A 17127-nucleotide genomic window follows, 5' to 3' on the forward strand; every position below is an offset into this window, starting at 1 on the left:
TACATATAATAGGCAAAGGAAAGGGCGACGGGAAAACCGTCGCCCTTTCCTTTGCCGCGCCTTCCCCATGCCCCGGCCCGCGTCCCGATAAACAGAAAAGGTTATGACGGCGGCACAAAATCATGAGAAGAAATAAGCCGTTTGACATTTCCGCGCGCCGCCGTTAGGATAGAAAAAATCAGGCTATCTTTGTCCGCCTTCGGCGGATAAAGCATACATAAAATATGTGCAGAAAGGCGGCTTTTACGCGTTTGCCCCGCTGAAAGGGCAATGCAAGTGCGAAAAGTCCATTAACAGAAACATTGCGCAGCCCGCGCTGCCGGGCGGTGGCATTTTTCGCTTTCACATGGCAGTGACAGGCCGCGGTGAACATTTACAGGAGGGAAACCGCGTCATTTTTCTTAATATCTCTAAGGTAATTTACGGCGAACGTTATGAAAGCGCTAAAAACAACGCCCTCCGGCGGCGCGGGCGGCCAGCTTTCACGCGTTTGCTACGCTGAAAGGAGAAAACATATGCCGGAACCGCTGAAAAACAGATATAACCGCGAATCCGTCCACGCTCTGGCTTTGCGTATAAGGGCCGTATATCATTCGTTTAAGGTCAATGATTTTGTAAACGGCATTATGGACAAAAGTTGGTCGGCCCTAGAGCTGAAGGCCCGTATGCGGCAGATTACGCTGAATTTAGGAAGGTATCTGCCCGCCGATTACGAACGGGCGCTTGGCGTCATTGACAGGGTCGCCGCCGGTTATCCCGCTGGATACAACGATTTCGCCCTCATGTATTTTCCTGATTTTGTCGAAGTATACGGGCGGGATGAGCGCCATTGGGAGCTCTCGATGGCCGCGCTGGAAAGGTATACTTCCTTGTCATCCTCCGAGTTCGCCGTGAGGCCGTTTATCATCGAGCACGAAGAGCGCATGATGGCGCGGATGGCCCTCTGGACCGCCCATGAGAACGAACATGTCCGGCGGCTGGCCAGCGAGGGCTGCCGTCCGCAGCTGCCCTGGGGACAGGCGCTGACCCGTTTCAAAGAGGACCCGACGCCGGTTCTCGGTATTTTGGAGCGGCTTAAAACCGACCCGTCGCCCTATGTCCGTAAAAGCGTGGCCAACAACCTGAACGATATCTCAAAAACTCATCCCGCTCTGGTCGTGAAGACCGCGTGGGAGTGGTACGGTAAAGACGGGCGTACAGACTGGATCGTAAAGCACGGATGCCGGACGCTTCTGAAAAAGGGCGACATTGATATGCTGCCCCTCTTCGGCTTTGCGGACGGCGGCTCCGTGGATATTGACGGCTTCACGCTGGACGCCGCCTCCGTCCCCATTGGCGATAAGATAAGCTTTTCCTTTATCGTCGAGGCAAAAAAAGCGGCCAGGGTGCGGCTGGAATATGGCGTTGATTACGTGAAGGCAAACGGCGGCCGAAGCCGCAAAATATTCCAGATATCCGAGCTTTCTTTGAAGGAAAACACAAGAAGGCCCTACACAAAAACCCATTCCTTCGCGGACACGAGTACAAGAAAACACTACCCCGGCCCCCATTCGCTCACGCTCATCGTAAACGGCGCCGAGCGCGGCACGCTGGATTTCGAGGTCTCCACAAAATAGCCCTCCCCGCGGGAGGAGCTAAGGTCAACTCTCCCTCAGTCTCGGCGAAAAACATCGCCGAGCCAGCTCTGATGTGACTACCAGCCGAATCGCACAATTCAGAAGGACTCTGATTTGGCTCCCTGGCCGCCTCAATGAGGGAGCCAAAAATCTTTGATAAACCGCCACTTACCTTCGATAGGGAAATGATAAACAGCGGTTTAACACAGGTTTTCGGCTCCCTCTCTGAGGGGGCTCCGCCGCAGGCGGTGGAGGAGTGTTGACCTTAGGTTCTCCCGCAACCCTTGTGCGGGCTCTGTTTGGGCGCGGCTGACGCCTCTTATCAAAGTGTAGTCGCAGTTCAGCTATCGGTCAGCTCGCGTAGAAATCCGGGCGGTTCGGGGATATCCCTGGCGAGCTTACGCACAATACGGCTGTCTATTTCACAGCATACACGGTTAAAAGATCGCCTGACCTCGGGATTGGTAAAACGCATCACCTCTACCCCCAGCTTTCCGAAACATTCCGTCCGCCGCTGGTCATAATCCGGACGGTTGCCACAGTAGTGCTGTCTGCCGTCTATTTCTACTACTAAGGCGGCCTCAAAACAATAAAAATCTGCTATGTAGCGGTCGATGACCTTCTGACGCTGGAAACGCACGGGATATTTTGCGAGAAAATCGTACCAAAGATGACGCTCCTCTGGAGTCATATTACGGCGCAGCCCCCGGGCCAGAGGAATGATTTTTTTATCATATCGCACGATATATACAATCCCCTTCCACATCAGCGGTCATTGATAAAATCTAATCTGCGGTAAGCATACCACAGTCTGATAAGTCTGCAGAAGCAAGGTCAAAATTAAGAGATCGAAAACCACCGCAGATAGGGTAAACGATAATTTTTTCTTAAAGCCTTCCTCTCTGAGGAAGGTGGCTCGCCGCCGCTTTTGCGGCGAGACGGAAGGAGTGTTGCTCTGTATGGCGCGGAAACCGCGCCATACAGAGCCCGCGGCAAAGGCCGCGGAAGAACCTAAGGTCAACTCTCCCTCAGTCTCGGCGAAAAACATCGCCGAGCCAGCTCCCTCAAGGAGGGAGCCAAAAATCTTTGATAAACCGCTATTTATCTCTTCCCCCCACCTGAATGAAATCGGCGTTTAGACGTGCGAATAACGAAATAACTGAGGGCTTGGCAAGCGGAGGCGCACTAAAGTGCGGTGAGAATTGCCAAGCCCTCAGTTATGAAGTTAGTCGTGCTTATAAACGCCGATTTACCTTAGTGAAGGAGTTCAGAGAGAGCCCTCGCCACCTCGGCGGGGTCGGCGCTGCCGCGGGTCTCGCGCATTACGAGCCCCTGGAGGAATTTTGCCTTCGCGCCCTTTTTATCGGCGCCCTTCTTTATGGTTTCGACGGCCTCCGGTTCGGCGGCGAATACCTTTTCGATTACCGCTTTGAGCGCCTCGCCCGTCAGGCGCCCGCCCGCCGCGCCGCATTTTTTCAGCGCCGCCTCGAGCGTAAGTTTTTCGCCGTACATCGCGGCGAGCACGTCTTTGGCCTGCGTGTTGGAGAGCTCTTTTTTCTCGACCTTCGCGATCAGCGAGCCCAGCTCTTTCGCGGGAACGGGGAAGGCGGTGATGTCTAGGCCCTCTTCGCGCAGCAGCCGCTGTACCTCCATGCGGGCCCAGTTGGCGGCTTTCGCGGCGGGCGCGCCCGCGGCGACCATCTCTTCGTAGTAGTCGGCCATCTCCCGCTGTTCGGTGATCTGCTGGCTCTCTTCAAGGGTAAGGCCGTACTGCGAGACGAAGCGGTCGCGCCTGTCCCAGGGCATTTCCGGAAGGCTGGCGCGTATTTTTTCGACATATTCGGGCTTCGCGTCGATCGGCGCGAGGTCCATTTCCACGTAGTAACGGTAGTCGCGCGCGCCCTCTTTGCTGCGCATGGAGCGCGTGACGCCCACCGCGTCGTCCCAGAGGCGCGTCTCCTGCACTAGTTTGCCGCCCTCGTCAAGCACGCGGTTCTGGCACGCGATCTCGTATTCGAGGGCGCGTTCGATCGATTTGAGGGAATTGATGTTTTTCAGCTCTACGCGGGTTCCCAGCGAGCCGTCGGGGTTCGAGAGGGAGACGTTGACGTCCACGCGCAGCGAGCCTGATTCCATCTCTCCGTCGGAGGCCCCGAGGTAGCGCGCGAGCTGGCGTATCTGGGTGACGTAGGCGATAGCCTCCGCCGGCGAGTTCATATCGGGCATCGAGACGATCTCGGAGAGGGGCATTCCGCCGCGGTTGTAGTCGACTAATGAGTAGGCGGCACCCGAGAGGCGGCCGTCGGAGGTCGGATGCACGAGTTTGCCCGCGTCCTCTTCAAGGTGCAGGTGGTCGAGGTGTACCCGCTTCGGTTTGCCGTCGGCGATGATGTCAAGGTATCCGCCCTGAGCGATGGCGTGTTCGTACTGCGTGATCTGGTAGGCCTTCGGCAGATCGGCGTAGAAGTAGTGTTTGCGGTGGAAGCGCGTGTTGTCCTGGATGTCGCAGTGGAGGCCAAGCCCCATTTTTACCGCGAGGTCTACCGCGTGGTCGTTGATGACCGGCAGCGTGCCGGGCACGGCGAGGCAGATCGGGCAGACGTTGGTGTTAGGCGTCGCGCCGATGTAGTCCGTGGAGCAACTGCAGAAGAGTTTTGTCTTTGTCTTTAGCTGGAGGTGTATTTCAAGTCCGATAACGACCTGTCTTTTCATCTTAGCACTCTCCTTCCGTGATCTCGGCCGCCGCCGGAGCGCCCGCCGTTTTTTCGATAATGGAGGCGTAGGACAGAAGCTCCGCGTCGCCGAAGCGCGGCGCGAGAAGCTGGACGTTGGTCGGCAGTCCCTCGGGCGTGAATCCGAGGCTGAGGCTGACGCTCGGCAGCCCGGCAAGGTTGGCGATGGTGGTGAATACGTCTCCCAGGTACATTCTCACGGGATCTTTTTCGCCGAGGCCGCATTTGTAGGCGAGCGCCGGAGAGATCGGACAGATGAGAAGGTCGGCCTCTTTAAAAAGCTCCTTGAATTCGTCGGAGATGAGCTGGCGCACCTTTGTCGCGGGCACGAAGTAGTTTTCGTAGTAACCGCGCGTGAGGATGCAGGTGCCGACGAGGATACGTCTGCGCACCTCTTCGCCGAAGCCCTCCATGCGGCTCTTTTTGTACATTTCGGAGAGGTTTTTGCCGTCGGCGTGGTGGCCGTAGCGCATGCCGTCGTAGCAGGCGAGCTTGGAGCTCGCGTCGCCGAGCGCCACCATGTAGTAGCAGGCGACGGTATGTTCCATCGTGATGGGCAGTTTCGCCTCGATGATCTCGGCCCCCGCCTCGCGGCATATCGCGGCGGCGCGGTCTATGGCCTCGACAAGCGGACGGTCCACGCTTTCACGGTCGAAGCCGGTGAGGATCGCCACCTTTTTGCCGGCGAGCGAGGCGCTGCCGACGGCCTCCGTGAATGAGGGACGCTCGTAGGCGTCGCAGGTGGTGTCGTTGGCGTCTTCTTTTGCGAGCACATCCATGAGGAGGGCCATGTCGCCGATGTTTCTCGTCAGCGGCCCCACCTGGTCGAGCGAGGAGGCGTAGGCGACGATGCCGAAGCGGCTGATCTGCCCGTATGAAGGTTTCATGCCCTGCACGCCGCAGAAGGCGGCAGGCTGGCGCACGGAACCGCCGGTGTCGCTGCCGAGGGCTACGGGGATGAAGCCCGCCGCGACGGCCGCCGCGCTGCCTCCGGAGCTGCCGCCGGGAACGCGCGTGATGTCGCGCGGGTTAAGGGTCGGCCCGAAGATGGAGCTTTCGGTGGTGCTGCCCATCGCGAATTCGTCCATGTTGGCTTTGCCGACGAGGACGGCCCCCGCCTCTTTCATGTTTTTAACGGCGGTGGCGTCATAGTGCGGCACCCAGCCTTTGAGCATTTTGCTGCAGCAGGTGGTTTCGATGCCGTCGGTGCAGAAGTTGTCTTTGACGGCGAAGGGAACGCCCGCGAGAACGCCTGGATCTTCGCCGCGCGCGATCATTTCGTCTATCTTTTTCGCGTCGGAGACGGCCCGCTCTTCGCATACGGCGATGAGCGAGTTATATTTTTTATCATATTTTTTGATGCGTTCGATGGCGGCGCGCGTCACCTCTTCGGCGGTGAATTTTTTTTCTTTGACGCCCGCGGCTATCTCCCGCGCGGAAAGTTTGTGGAATTCCATATTTTATTCCTCCCCTTCCCCGTCGTCTTCGAGCGCGATGATGCGCGGCACGCGGAAGAAATCGCCGTCGCGCACCGGCGCCTCTTCAAGGAAGAGGTCGCGCCCCGTCCAGCGCACCGGCTCGTCCGCGCGGCGCGCGGGAGCCTTTTTGACGTCCCATTCAAAGGGGGCCACGTCCTCGTGAGCCAGCTCCTGCATCTTGTCGCAGAGGCGGAGGATGTCGTTGACGCGGTCGAGGACCTCCTGATACTGATCTTCGGGAAGGCCGATGCGCGAGAGCGTCAGCACCTCGCTCAGCCGTTCCTTGTCCATTTCCATTTTTTTTATCATGTCGTTACCTCCTGAAGTGAGGATTTTTTCTGATGCCGCCCGCCGTACCCGCCGGCGGTAAAGGCGTCGGTCCGTTTATTCCGCCTCTTTGAGTTTTTCCAAAAAGGCCGTTTCGTCGAGTATGGGGACGCCGAGGCTCTGCGCCTTAAGGTATTTGCTTCCCGGCGATTCGCCGACCACCACATAGCTCGTCTTTTTGCTGACGCTCTCGGCGGTTGCGCCGCCAAGCGCCTTGATCCTCTCGCCCGCCTCGGCGCGCGTCATCTGCGAGAGCTCGCCGGTGAGGACGAATTTCAGCCCGTTCCACGGCAGGGCCGCCCTGTCGCGCACCGGCTCGTTGGACTCAAAGCGGACGCCGGCGCTTTCAAGGCGCGCGAGCAGCCGTTCGTTATGAGGCTCGGTGAACCAGGCGTGAAGCGACTGGGCGATCACGGGACCGACGCCCTCGGCAAGTTCCAGCTCCGGCTCGCTGTCGCGCGCGGTTTTTTCAAGTTTACGCAGCGAACGGTAGCGCTCCGCGAGGTCGCTCGCCGTCTTTTCGCCGATGTTGCCGATGCCGAGCGCGTTGATCACCGCTCCAAGCGGGCGCTCTTTTGATTTTTCGATCGCGGCGACGAGGTTCTGCGCCGATTTTTCTCCGAGGCGGTCAAGGGCGGCGAGCTCCTCGGCCTTGAGATCGTATATGTCGGCGTAGTCGTGGATGAGGCCGTTTTCCACAAGCTGGTCGACGATTTTTTCGCCGAGGCCGGAGATATCCATCGCTGAGCGCGAGGCGAAGTATATTATGCGCTCTTTCACCTGCGCGGGGCAGGAGCTGTTCCGGCATTTGACGGCAGACTCGCCGGGCAGCCTCACGGCATGGGAGCCGCAGACGGGGCAGGTGTCGGGAAGGTTAAAGGGTTCGGTGCCTTCGGGGCGTCTGTCGTGTTCGACGCGCACCACCTCGGGGATTATCTCGCCCGCCTTATGGACCCATACGTAGTCGCCCACGCGCAGGTCCAGCGCCTCTATTTCGTCCTGGTTGTGAAGGTTGGCGCGGCGCACGATGGTACCCGCGAGGTGTACGGGATCGAATATCGCCGTCGGCGTCAGAACTCCCGTGCGTCCGACGCTCACCTCGATCTCGCGAACCTGCGTCAGCTTTTCCTCGGGGGGAAATTTGAAGGCGATCGCCCATTTCGGGGCCTTCGCCGTAACGCCGAGGACCCCGCGCAGGGCGATGCCGTTGAGTTTGACGACGACGCCGTCGGTGTCGATGGGATGCTCGAAGCGTTTTGTCTCCCACCCGTCAAGGTAGGAATATATCTCCGCTAGGGACGAACAGAGCAGGTCGGAACCCTGCATCGGCAGTCCGAGCGCGGCAATCTCGTCGAGCATCTGCCGCTGGGTGAGGATGCCGAATTTTTCCGGTTCGATGATTTGGTAGAGGTAGATTTTCAGGTTCCGCCGCGCCGTCTCACGCGGGTCAAGGGTGCGGAGGCTGCCGGCCGCCGCGTTGCGCGGATTGGCAAAGAGGCTCTCGCCTCTCTCCTCGCGGGCGGCGTTCAGGGCGGCGAAGCCCTTTTTATCGATGCAGACCTCTCCGCGCACCTCGAAGCGTCCCGGCAGCGGTTTGGCGAGCCTCAGAGGCAGGGTCTTGATCGTGCGGAGGTTCGCCGTCACGTCTTCGCCTGTCTGCCCGTCGCCGCGCGTGGAACCGCTGATAAAGAGGCCGTCCTCGTAGACGAGGGAGACGGCGAGGCCGTCTATCTTCGGCTCGCAGACGACCTCGACTTTATCGTCGCCGAGGCTCTCGCAGAGCTTCGTGTAAAAGACCGCAAGCTCCGCGCGGTCAAGGGCGTTGTCCAGGCTCATCATCGGCACGGCGTGGGTGACCTTCACAAATCCGTCGCGCGGGCTGCCGCCGACGCGGTGGCTCGGAGAGTCCGGCGTCACCAGCTCGGGATGTTCTTTCTCAATATCCTGCAGCTCCCGCATGAGCCTGTCATACTGAAAATCCGAAATCTCCGGCGCGTCCTGCTCATAATAGAGCCGCGCGTGGCGCTCTAATTCGCCGCGCAGCTCCTCCGCTCTCTTTTTCAGATTTTCAAAATCATTCATTCTGTTTTTCCTCTTTTTGTTCTAAAAATATCACAAACGCAAGTTCCGCTGATTAGACGTGCCGGCTGCTAAGCGGGAAGCCGCTGTTGGAGGCGCAGGCGTATATCGATACGTTGGAGCCTCCGGCGGGGGCTTCCCGCGACGCAGACGGCGCGTATAATCGGCGGCGCTTTAGTCTTTGGGCTTCATCGTGGGGAAAAGAATAACATCCCTGATGCTCTTGGAGTCCGTGAGCAGCATGACGGTGCGGTCTATCCCCACTCCCATGCCGCCCGTCGGCGGCAGTCCGTATTCGAGGGCGTTGATGAAATCCTCGTCGAAGGGGTGCGACTCTTCGTCTCCCTCCTCCTTCTTGCGGGCCTGATCCATAAAACGCTCGCGCTGATCGAGCGGGTCGTTGAGCTCGCTGAAGGCGTTGGCGAACTCCCATCCGTAGATGAAGAGTTCAAAACGGTCGGTGACGTCGGGGTTCTCTTTGTTGCGCTTCGAGAGCGGCGAGATGACCGTCGGGTGGCCGATGACGAAGGTCGGCTGGATGAGGTTTTCCTCGACATATTCCTCAAAGAATAGCGGCAGAATGTCAAAACGCGTGAAGGAGGGGGTGATCTCCATGCCGCGCAGCGCCGCCTGACGGCGCGCCTCTTCATCCGTGATGTTCATGAAGTCGATGCCGACGTGTTCCTCCACAAGCTCCGCCATCGTCGTGCGGCGGAATGGCGGGTTGAGGTCGATCTCCGTTCCCTGATAGTTGATCACGCGGCTGCCAAGTTCGTCGGCGCAGGCGACGATCAGCTCTTCGGCGAGGTTCATCATATCCACATAGCTGCCGTAGGGCCAGTAGACCTCCATCGAGGTGAACTCGGGGTTGTGGCGCTGGTCCATACCCTCGTTGCGGAACTGCTGGCCGATCTCGTAAACGCGTCCGAGCATGCCGATGACGAGGCGCTTGAGGTGGAGCTCGGTGGCGATACGCATGTACATGTCGATATCAAGTGTGTTATGGTGCGTGATGAAGGGACGCGCGTTCGCGCCGCCCGCGATCGTCGAAAGGATCGGCGTCTGCACCTCGAGCGTCCCGTGCGCGTCGAGCACGCGGCGGAAGGTCTGGATTATCTTCGTGCGCTTGCGGAAGGTCTCGCGCACCTCGGGGTTCGCGATCAGGTCGGCGTAGCGCTGGCGGTAACGGACCTCCATGTCCTTAAGGCTGTGATACTTCTCCGGCATCGGGCGCAGCGCCTTGGAGAGCAGCGTGAATTTCCTCACGGAGAGCGTAAGCTCGCCGCGCTGGGTGCGGAAGGGTACGCCGACAAGCCCGATGAAGTCTCCGGCGTCGACCCATTTTTTGAAGAAGGCATAGTCCTTCTCTCCGAGCACATCGAACTGGAAACAGAGCTGTAGGCGGTCGCGTTCGTCCTCGAAGGTGGCGAAGGCCGTCTTGCCGTGGCGGCGCAGCACGATGATGCGTCCCGCCGTCTGTATTTCGTCTTCCGACCACTCTTCGGGTTTAAGGTGCTCGTAGTGCTCCTTCACATATCCGAGGGTCTGCTTTACCTCATAATGGTCCTGCTGGAAGGGGTCATATCCCTCCTCGCTGCGCAGGCGCATGAGTTTATCCTTGCGCTGGCGGAAAATTTCCTCCTCGGGCATGGTATTTTGCTGCTCTTTGGGGGTGTTCTTGAGTTCCTCTGCCAATTGGATCACTTCCTGTATGGTATTTTTAAATTTATTGTGAAAATGCCGCATGGCGGCATTTACATATCTTCGTTCTGCGCGGCCTCGCTGAAATCTATCTTCCGCCAGTTCCGCAGCAGCTCCTCCATCTCCGGCCAGCTTTTGGTCATCGCTCCGGCCCTGCGCAGCTGCGAGGCCCCGGCGAAGCCTTTGAATAGGGCTCCGAGCATCCTCCGCGCGATCGTCAGCGCAAGCGGGCCGCCCTCGGTATTATAAATGCTGCCGCCGAGTTCGAGAAGGATTTTCGTCTGCGCCTCGGGAGAGGGATCACAGAACTCCTCCGGCACCTCGGCTCCCATCAATTTAAGCGTCCTCGGCACCAGAAAGGCGTCGCGCAGCACTCCGCGCGCGGCCAGCACCGCGGCGCAGCCCCTATCCAGATAGTCCGCGAAATCTTCGGGACGGTAACAGTCGCCGCTGCCGCCGATCTTTCCCGGATAGAGGCGCGCCACCTCCGCCACCGCTTCGCGCGAAGCGCTCCCCTCATACCTCTGCGCGGGCGTGCGCCCGTGCACAAAGATAAAATCAGCGCCGCCGCTAAAGAGCCTTTCGCAGAAGTCCGCCGTCCGTTCGGCGGCGTTCGGCGGCATGACGCGTACCTTTGCCCAGACAGGCAGGCCAAACGCTTTCAGAAGGCGCATCATCTCCGCAGCCTCCTGTGGATTTTCCATCAGCTTCGAACCGCTGCCCTTCTTTGTAACCTTTGGCATCGGGCAGGCCATATTGACCTCCAGCGCCGCGAAACTCTTTATCTCCAGCGCGATCTCCGCGCCGCGTGCGATGTCCTCGGCGCTCGCGCCGAAGAGCTGGAGCATGCAGGGCTCTTCGCCCTCGCCTCCATGCAGAAGCTCTTTCGTCTTGCGTCCCTTGTACTTCAGCCCGAGGGCGCTCACCATCTCCGTATGCACCAGCCCCGCCCCCAACATCCTGTGAAAGCGGCGGAAGGAGCCGAAGGTGATACCGGCGAGCGGCGCGAGCCAAAGCGGATTTTCCACCTCCACGCCGCCGACGGTGCGCGGCCAGCCCGGAATTCGCGGGCTGAATGGACGTTGGTTTTCGCTATTTTCCAAGGTTATTCCTCTCGTAAAGTATCCGCAGGCCGTCGAGCGTCAGCCACGGGTCCACGCTGTCCACGCGGTTTGAATATTTTGCGATTATCGGCGCGTGGCCGCCGGTGGCGACGACGCGGCAGGGGCCGCCGAGCTCCTTGAAGATACCCTTTATCACCTTGTCGACCATCCCGACCGTGCCGTAGATGAGGCCGGACTGGATCGCCTCCACGGTATTGCCGCCGATATAATTCTCCGGCGCGACAAGCTCGATCTGCGGCAGCTTCGCCGTACACGAAAAGAGCGATTCCATGCCGAGCTCCATACCGGGGGAGATAACGCCGCCCAGATAGGCGCCGTCCTCGGAGATTACGTCGAAGGTAATCGCCGTCCCAAGATCAACGACGATGAGCGGCGTGCCGTACTTTTCTATACCGGCGACCGCGTTAAGCAGACGGTCGGCGCCAAGCCCGGTCGGGTTTTTCATCTTTATCTTAAGGCCGGTGTTGAGCTTCGTTGATACCCGGATGCACTCAAGGCCGACGTACTTGCGCACTCCTTCGCGGAACATCTCGTCCAGCGAGGGGACGACGCTGCCGAAGATCGCGCCTTTGATATTCTCTTTAGCTATTCCGGAGGCGGAAAGCAGACCGAGAACCATAAAGCCGACTTCGTCCGAGGTCTGTTTTTTTGAGGTGAGACGCCATTGATTGACAAGCTTTTCACCGTCGTAGATCCCCATCACTGTATTGGTATTTCCAATGTCGAATACGAGGAGCATATCCTCATTCCTCCCAATCTGTTATACGGTCAATTTTTATATTTTACAACATAGAGGGGCAATAGAATAGAAAAAGTACAAAAATCGCCGCGATAATTGAGGCCCGCTTCAGCTCCGCGCCGCACCGCAGCGCGGCCGCCGCGGCAAAGAGCGCCACTGAGAGGGCGAAGAGCGGCGCATCCCAGCCCACCGCGCCGGTGATGACGGAGGAGCCCCATTCAAGCCCCCTCTGAAAGAATAAAAGTATCGTCTCAGAGCACCCGGCGGCTATCCAGGAAAAGGGCATCCCGAACAGAGGCGGGAGCGACAGTATCAGCACGAGGGGAAATATCACGCCGAAGGCCGGTACGGCGGCTACGTTGAGCGCCAGCCCCGCCAAGGGAGCCTCGCCAAAGGCCCGCGTCACCAGCGGCGCCGTCACGAACCATAAAAGGACCGTCAGGCAGACGGCGCGGCAGATCCCGCCCCTTATAAACGGCGCGGAGGCGGCGATAAACAGGGCGCAGAGAACCGAGAGCCGCCAGCCGAGGTCAAAAAAATACCAGGGATTCGCCAACAGCAGCAGAGCCACCGCGGTACTTACGTTGTTAAAGGCCGACGAGGGACGCCCCAATACCATCGCCGCGAGAAATAACTCGGCCATCAGAGCCGCCCTCACGCCGCCCGCAGGCATCCCCGACAGCAGCAGATAGCCCCAGAGAAGAAAAGAGATCACCAAAAAGCGCGAAAGGTTTCCGCGTATCAGGAACATGAAAAAACCGGCGATTATCCATATATGCAGCCCTGATACCGCCAGAAGATGCGAGGTGCCGGCACGGCGGTGCAGCGCCTCCGCCGGAGGCTCCCTTCTCCCCACGGTGAAGGCCGCCATATAGGAGGCCGAGAGGGGAAGAAGGCGTTCGTCTATCAGCCTTTCCAGCTTCGCGCGCCAGGCCGCGGGGCCGAAAGGAGCGCCCGTCTCCCTGATCTCAAAAAATATGATCCGCTTCACCGCGCCGCGGGCGCGCCAGTAAAGCCCTTCGTCAAAACCACCGGGTTTCGCCGCGCTCCGAAAGTCAAAGAGCGCCCCACGCAGTATGACGCCGCATCCCTCCGCGGGCGCGCCCTTATCCGGCACATATCCCGCGAACTTACCGTAGGGAGTAGCGATAAGCAGCGCCCTGCCCCGTCCCCAGCGGCGCGAAGAGAGCACTCTGCCGCTGGTCTCAAGAGAGTCCGGCAAAATAATTTTTTTATTTATGATATAAAGAGAGTAGAGAGAAAAAATGCCGGAGACGGCGATAACCAGAATAAATACCGGAAGCCAGCCCTTCACCAGCCGCTCCGTGATAAAGAGGATCAGCGCGGCGGTAAGCGATAAAGAGGCCGCGGCGGCCGCCGGAGAGGAGTGGATAAAGGTATCCAAATAGAGCGAGAGGCAGATACAAAAGAGGATAAAAAAGGCGGGAGCCTCGGAGAGAGGCCCGCCGAAACACTCCCTGTGGCCGGAGGCGGCCGGCCTTGCCCTCAGCGGCTCGTCAGCCGCCAACCGTGATGCGGCCCTTCATCGATTCAAATTTTTTCGGGCCTATGCCCTTAACATTCATGATATCCTCGATGCGGGCAAAATTTCCATTCTGGCGGCGGTATTCGATTATCGACTGCGCCGTTTTGGGGCCGACGCCATTTATTGATTCAAGCTCCGCCTGAGAGGCGCTGTTGATATTTATCTTTCCTAACTGCCGCACGGCGGAAGCGCCGCCCTGCGAGCCTCCTGCGGGAATCTGCGCCGCACCGGCTCCACTAGCCGCCGCCTCGCCTTTGCGCAGAAACTTTATCTGCGCGCCGTCGTCCAGCTTCGCCGCCAGATTGACGGCCTCCTGATCGGCGTTCGCGGCAAAGCCGCCCGCCGCGTTCAGCGCCTCGTAGACACGCGCTCCCGGCGAGACCTCATAGACACCAGGTTTTTTCACCGCACCGGTGACATAGACGACCCACTGAGCGGAGGTCTCCCCTCCGCCCGTGACGGCCTTTATCTGGCGCGGGCCGTCGCTTTCCGACGAAGCCTGCGGCGTGACGTCGATGGTATCCTCCATCTCCGGCATCACGGAGGACTTGCCCGCGGTATCCTTGCCGAACTCTCCTTTAAAGGCCCCGAGAATAACAAAGGCAAGCGCGAAACAGAGCACCCCGGCCGCCGCCAAAAGCTTTCCGGAACTGCGTGGATTCATCGTTTTAGATCCTCTCTCCCTCTAAAGACCAGTGGCTGGCGCGCACGATCCGGACCGGGATGAGCCTGCCGAAATCCTCTTCCGAACCGGGAATGATCACGACCTTGTCGGTCATCGTCCGTCCCTGAATCTTCCCCTCGCCGCGCGGCGCAGGACCGTCGGCCAGAATCTCAAACTCCGCGCCGACATACCCCTCGTTGGCGCTGCGGGCTACCTGCGCCTGCAGCGCATTTATCTCGTTGAGGCGGGCCGCCTTGACTCGATTGTCTATCTGCCCCTCCATCATCGCCGCCCGCGTGCCCTCGCGCGGCGAATACGCCGCGGTGTGAACGATATCAAACTTCACCTCTTGCAGAAGCTCGTATGAGGCGCGGAAATCCTCCTCCGTCTCGCCGGGAAAGCCGACGATGAGGTCCGTCGTGAGGCTCACGTCGGGCAAGGCTTCGCGTATCCGGTCGACAAGCGCGAGATACTGCCCCGATGTATAACCGCGGTTCATCTCGCGCAGTATCCGGTCGCTGCCGGCCTGCACGGGAAGGTTTATCGCGCGGCAGATATCGGCGCGTTCCCGCATCACCGCAAGAATATCCTCGTCAAAATCCTTCGGATGCGAGGTCGCAAAACGAAGGCGCGTCAGGCCGGGCTGGTTTGCTACATCACGAAGCAGCGAGGCGAAACCATATCTGTTATTCAGGTCCTTACCGTAGGCGTCTACATTTTGCCCAAGAAGCGTTATCTCCTTAACACCGCCGTCGATAAGCGTACGCGTCTCCTTTAAGATATCCGCCGCGGCGCGCGACTGCAGCCTCCCCCTGACATAGGGGACGATACAGTAAGAGCAGAAGCGGTCGCAGCCGTAGGTGATTGTCACATAGGCTTTAAATGGATTTGTGCGCGCCGTCGGCACGACGTCGAGGTCGAGCAGCGCGCGCGGGTCGTCGTCCATAAAGAAGCGCGGCGGCGTCTCCGCGGATATTTCCGTCACCGCCTGCGGCACAAGCCCCAAATGGCGGGGGCCGGAGACCAGGCGGACACAGGAAAACTTCTTCGCCATCTCGCGGCCGATGCGCTGCGCCATACAGCCGACAAGCACCACCGCGGGGCTCTTCTTTTTCTTATATACGGCGTCATAACGCCCGATCTCACTGGCGACCTTCTGTTCCGCCTTTTCGCGGATACTGCAGGTGACGAGAATGACCACGTCGGCCTCCCCGTCGGGGACCTCCTGCCACTTCTGATGCATCATAGCGGTACGAAGACGGTCTCCGTCGTAGGAATTCATCTGGCAGCCAAATACCCTGATTGAAAATTTATGCAAATACCTATCCCCTTCAAGTGTTTTTACTCTGGAATTATATGTCAAACTCGCTAAACTTTCCATTAAACGATATACTTAATAATAATAGAGATATTCCAAACGGAGGTGCGGATTTTGTTAAAGAAATCCATTTTATTTGTAATTGTATTGCTGTTCACGCTATCGGCGGCCGCCGCGCTGGCAGCGGAAACCACGAAGCTGCCGGAGATCGCCGGCTGGGAGAACGGGCAGCTGCGCACAACGGAGCTCGACGCTCTCTCAGGATTCAAAGGAACGTGGCTCGAGCGTACATACCGGACAAGCGGCGGCATGCCCTTCCACGCCATATGGGTGGAGGGCGCGGGAGCCAAAGGCTGGGAAGCAAACGAAATGTCCAGCGACGACGGTGAAATATGGGGAGGCGAGACCTCTGAAAAGGTAACCGTGGCGGGACATAACGCGATGCTCGAATACCGCCCCGTAGTCGGCTACAGCCTGATCGTCAAAATCGGCAAGGATGGAGTCCTGACTCTCGAATCACAGGTAGCGACAAAAGAGGCTCTGACGGAGGCCGCCGGCATCCTCGTTAAAAACATGAAATAAACTATCCTGCCCGTGCATATGCGCGTTAAATACCAGCAGCATTGAAAGCGCTCCTATGCACGGGCGTTATCAGCAGCAGGATACCGTTCAAACTATGCCAGCGGATTTACAGGATATTATCCATATTCAAAAGATCCCGCACCAAACGCCCGCTGCGTCCTCTTAATTGCATATTACGAATCGTATCCAGACCATCCCTGCTGGGCTGCCCCAAAAGAACTATGTCATCCAATCTATAGCCCATATTCTTTCCGCTCACCCCCATACCGCCATAGAATGGACTATTGGCGCCGGCGCTCAGTATCATAGATACCTTCAGACATAGCGGCTTATAGCTGATATACCTCTTAGAGAAAGCCAGCTCTTTGCCCGTTTCATTATCGACGATCCGAATTACGTCGCTGTAAATAATGCTATTGACGAACCGGGGCAGAGAGACCTTTTTGAATTCGACTTTGTACCTTATCGGCGGCAGTTCTCCCGGATAACCATATACCTCAGGATGCGCCTCTCTTCCCCTTGAATATAGGTATATCCTGCCGTCCGCGCTTTTTACGGCAAGCAGCTTTATAGATTCTCTCTTAAAAAAACTTTTTACCAGGATCTCCCTGTCTACCCCGTCATATCCCGGCCAAACATTATCTTCCCAATAGACGGATTCAGGGTTCTTCGCGACACTGTTTATTACTTCAAGCGGTCGCTGAGTATTTCGATAATGGATCAGCAGCCAACGGCCTATAAAGATATCTGTAAACGGCACTATCATCAAAACAACAAAGATCACGCAGCAAAGCCAAAGACATACCTTTTGGGAAATCTTTTTAACCGCCACCCAACAAAAAGCTATGCAGACAGATGCGATGGAAAATCCCAGTAACTGATAAATCATCATCTTTAGAGACCTCCCTCTTGCTTGCTATCATTATTTGTAAGAAAAATGTCGTAAAGGAAATGAATATTCTGATATTTAATACATGTTATTTTATCATATAATAAGCAGCCCAAAGAGAAAATTTCTCCTTGAGCTGCTTCTTTTAATTATACAGGCAGTACCACTCGCGATGGAGTGCTTAACTGCCGGGTCCGGTATGGGACCGGACGAACATCCATCGTCTCACGTTGCATAACAACTTCCCACAAAACAAAACGAGAGAGGGAAGTCTCTATTGACTTCCCTCTCTCGCTTAAATTAATTCCGGCACCGATCTACTCTCCCACGGA

15 protein-coding genes are annotated in these 17127 nt (G+C 58.0%); 3 read left to right on the plus strand and 12 right to left on the minus strand.

Going from position 1 to position 17127, the window contains the following annotated elements; all coding sequences use genetic code 11:
* Nucleotides 1-226 precede the first annotated feature (226 nt).
* Entirely contained in the window at nucleotides 227-502 is a 276-nt protein-coding gene (locus tag LIO98_RS13505) for a hypothetical protein (protein WP_291958237.1), read from the plus strand.
* 13 nt (nucleotides 503-515) lie between these two features.
* Entirely contained in the window at nucleotides 516-1616 is a 1101-nt protein-coding gene (locus LIO98_RS13510; protein ID WP_291958240.1) for a DNA alkylation repair protein, read from the plus strand.
* Nucleotides 1617-1956: 340 nt separating this feature from the next.
* Here the strand turns inward: LIO98_RS13510 and LIO98_RS13515 are convergent, their stop codons facing one another.
* The 11 genes from LIO98_RS13515 to miaB all read right to left on the minus strand — a co-directional run bounded on the left by LIO98_RS13515 (nucleotide 1957) and on the right by miaB (nucleotide 15324).
* Nucleotides 1957-2382, minus strand: a complete 426-nt coding sequence (locus LIO98_RS13515) for an endonuclease domain-containing protein (RefSeq protein ID WP_291958243.1) — start codon at nucleotides 2380-2382, stop codon at nucleotides 1957-1959.
* 488 nt (nucleotides 2383-2870) lie between these two features.
* On the minus strand, nucleotides 2871-4328 hold the full coding sequence (gene gatB / locus LIO98_RS13520) for an Asp-tRNA(Asn)/Glu-tRNA(Gln) amidotransferase subunit GatB (protein WP_291958247.1): 1458 nt from the start codon (nucleotides 4326-4328) through the stop codon (nucleotides 2871-2873).
* 1 nt (nucleotide 4329) lies between these two features.
* Nucleotides 4330-5805, minus strand: coding sequence for an Asp-tRNA(Asn)/Glu-tRNA(Gln) amidotransferase subunit GatA (gene gatA, locus LIO98_RS13525; protein ID WP_291958250.1), 1476 nt, complete (start codon nucleotides 5803-5805; stop codon nucleotides 4330-4332).
* Between the two features lie 3 nt (nucleotides 5806-5808).
* Nucleotides 5809-6135, minus strand: a complete 327-nt coding sequence (gene gatC, locus LIO98_RS13530) for an Asp-tRNA(Asn)/Glu-tRNA(Gln) amidotransferase subunit GatC (protein WP_168160243.1) — start codon at nucleotides 6133-6135, stop codon at nucleotides 5809-5811.
* A gap of 75 nt (nucleotides 6136-6210) precedes the next feature.
* Nucleotides 6211-8235: an NAD-dependent DNA ligase LigA gene (ligA, locus tag LIO98_RS13535; RefSeq protein WP_291958255.1), complete on the minus strand. Its 2025-nt coding sequence runs from the start codon at nucleotides 8233-8235 to the stop codon at nucleotides 6211-6213.
* Nucleotides 8236-8406: 171 nt separating this feature from the next.
* On the minus strand, nucleotides 8407-9882 hold the full coding sequence (lysS, locus tag LIO98_RS13540) for a lysine--tRNA ligase (protein ID WP_291958278.1): 1476 nt from the start codon (nucleotides 9880-9882) through the stop codon (nucleotides 8407-8409).
* A 104-nt stretch (nucleotides 9883-9986) separates the two neighbouring features.
* Entirely contained in the window at nucleotides 9987-11036 is a 1050-nt protein-coding gene (locus tag LIO98_RS13545) for a tRNA-dihydrouridine synthase (protein WP_291958258.1), read from the minus strand.
* Nucleotides 11026-11796 carry a type III pantothenate kinase gene (locus LIO98_RS13550; RefSeq protein WP_291958262.1) on the minus strand — a complete coding sequence of 257 codons (771 nt, stop codon included), beginning with the start codon at nucleotides 11794-11796 and terminating at the stop codon, nucleotides 11026-11028. Before LIO98_RS13550 ends, LIO98_RS13545 begins: the two co-directional genes overlap by 11 nt.
* 43 nt (nucleotides 11797-11839) lie before the next feature.
* Nucleotides 11840-13324 carry a ComEC/Rec2 family competence protein gene (locus tag LIO98_RS13555; protein WP_291958265.1) on the minus strand — a complete coding sequence of 495 codons (1485 nt, stop codon included), beginning with the start codon at nucleotides 13322-13324 and terminating at the stop codon, nucleotides 11840-11842.
* On the minus strand, nucleotides 13314-14006 hold the full coding sequence (locus LIO98_RS13560; RefSeq protein WP_291958268.1) for a helix-hairpin-helix domain-containing protein: 693 nt from the start codon (nucleotides 14004-14006) through the stop codon (nucleotides 13314-13316). Before LIO98_RS13560 ends, LIO98_RS13555 begins: the two co-directional genes overlap by 11 nt.
* Before the next feature lie 4 nt (nucleotides 14007-14010).
* Nucleotides 14011-15324 (minus strand): tRNA (N6-isopentenyl adenosine(37)-C2)-methylthiotransferase MiaB, encoded by a 1314-nt coding sequence (miaB, locus tag LIO98_RS13565; RefSeq protein WP_291958270.1) that lies wholly within the window; start codon nucleotides 15322-15324, stop codon nucleotides 14011-14013.
* A 114-nt stretch (nucleotides 15325-15438) separates the two neighbouring features.
* Here miaB and LIO98_RS13570 point away from each other — a divergent pair, with 114 nt between their 5' ends.
* A complete protein-coding gene (locus tag LIO98_RS13570) occupies nucleotides 15439-15906 on the plus strand; it encodes a hypothetical protein (RefSeq protein WP_291958273.1) in 468 nt (155 codons plus the stop codon).
* A 106-nt stretch (nucleotides 15907-16012) separates the two neighbouring features.
* Here the strand turns inward: LIO98_RS13570 and LIO98_RS13575 are convergent, their stop codons facing one another.
* Nucleotides 16013-16798 carry a hypothetical protein gene (locus tag LIO98_RS13575; RefSeq protein ID WP_291958275.1) on the minus strand — a complete coding sequence of 262 codons (786 nt, stop codon included), beginning with the start codon at nucleotides 16796-16798 and terminating at the stop codon, nucleotides 16013-16015.
* Nucleotides 16799-17127: the final 329 nt, after the last annotated feature.

The organism is Cloacibacillus sp., assembly GCF_020860125.1.
Classification (GTDB): domain Bacteria; phylum Synergistota; class Synergistia; order Synergistales; family Synergistaceae; genus Cloacibacillus.

Bases quoted from the DNA above. Each gene is read 5' to 3' on its own strand.
- LIO98_RS13515 (WP_291958243.1), bottom strand. From the start codon at position 2,382: ATGTGGAAGGGGATTGTATATATCGTGCGATATGATAAAAAAATCATT.
- LIO98_RS13510 (WP_291958240.1), top strand. From the start codon at position 516: ATGCCGGAACCGCTGAAAAACAGATATAACCGCGAATCCGTCCACGCT.
- LIO98_RS13560 (WP_291958268.1), bottom strand. From the start codon at position 14,006: ATGAATCCACGCAGTTCCGGAAAGCTTTTGGCGGCGGCCGGGGTGCTC.
- LIO98_RS13550 (WP_291958262.1), bottom strand. From the start codon at position 11,796: ATGCTCCTCGTATTCGACATTGGAAATACCAATACAGTGATGGGGATC.
- gatB (WP_291958247.1), bottom strand. From the start codon at position 4,328: ATGAAAAGACAGGTCGTTATCGGACTTGAAATACACCTCCAGCTAAAG.
- ligA (WP_291958255.1), bottom strand. From the start codon at position 8,235: ATGAATGATTTTGAAAATCTGAAAAAGAGAGCGGAGGAGCTGCGCGGC.
- gatC (WP_168160243.1), bottom strand. From the start codon at position 6,135: ATGATAAAAAAAATGGAAATGGACAAGGAACGGCTGAGCGAGGTGCTG.
- LIO98_RS13575 (WP_291958275.1), bottom strand. From the start codon at position 16,798: ATGATGATTTATCAGTTACTGGGATTTTCCATCGCATCTGTCTGCATA.
- lysS (WP_291958278.1), bottom strand. From the start codon at position 9,882: ATGCCCGAGGAGGAAATTTTCCGCCAGCGCAAGGATAAACTCATGCGC.
- gatA (WP_291958250.1), bottom strand. From the start codon at position 5,805: ATGGAATTCCACAAACTTTCCGCGCGGGAGATAGCCGCGGGCGTCAAA.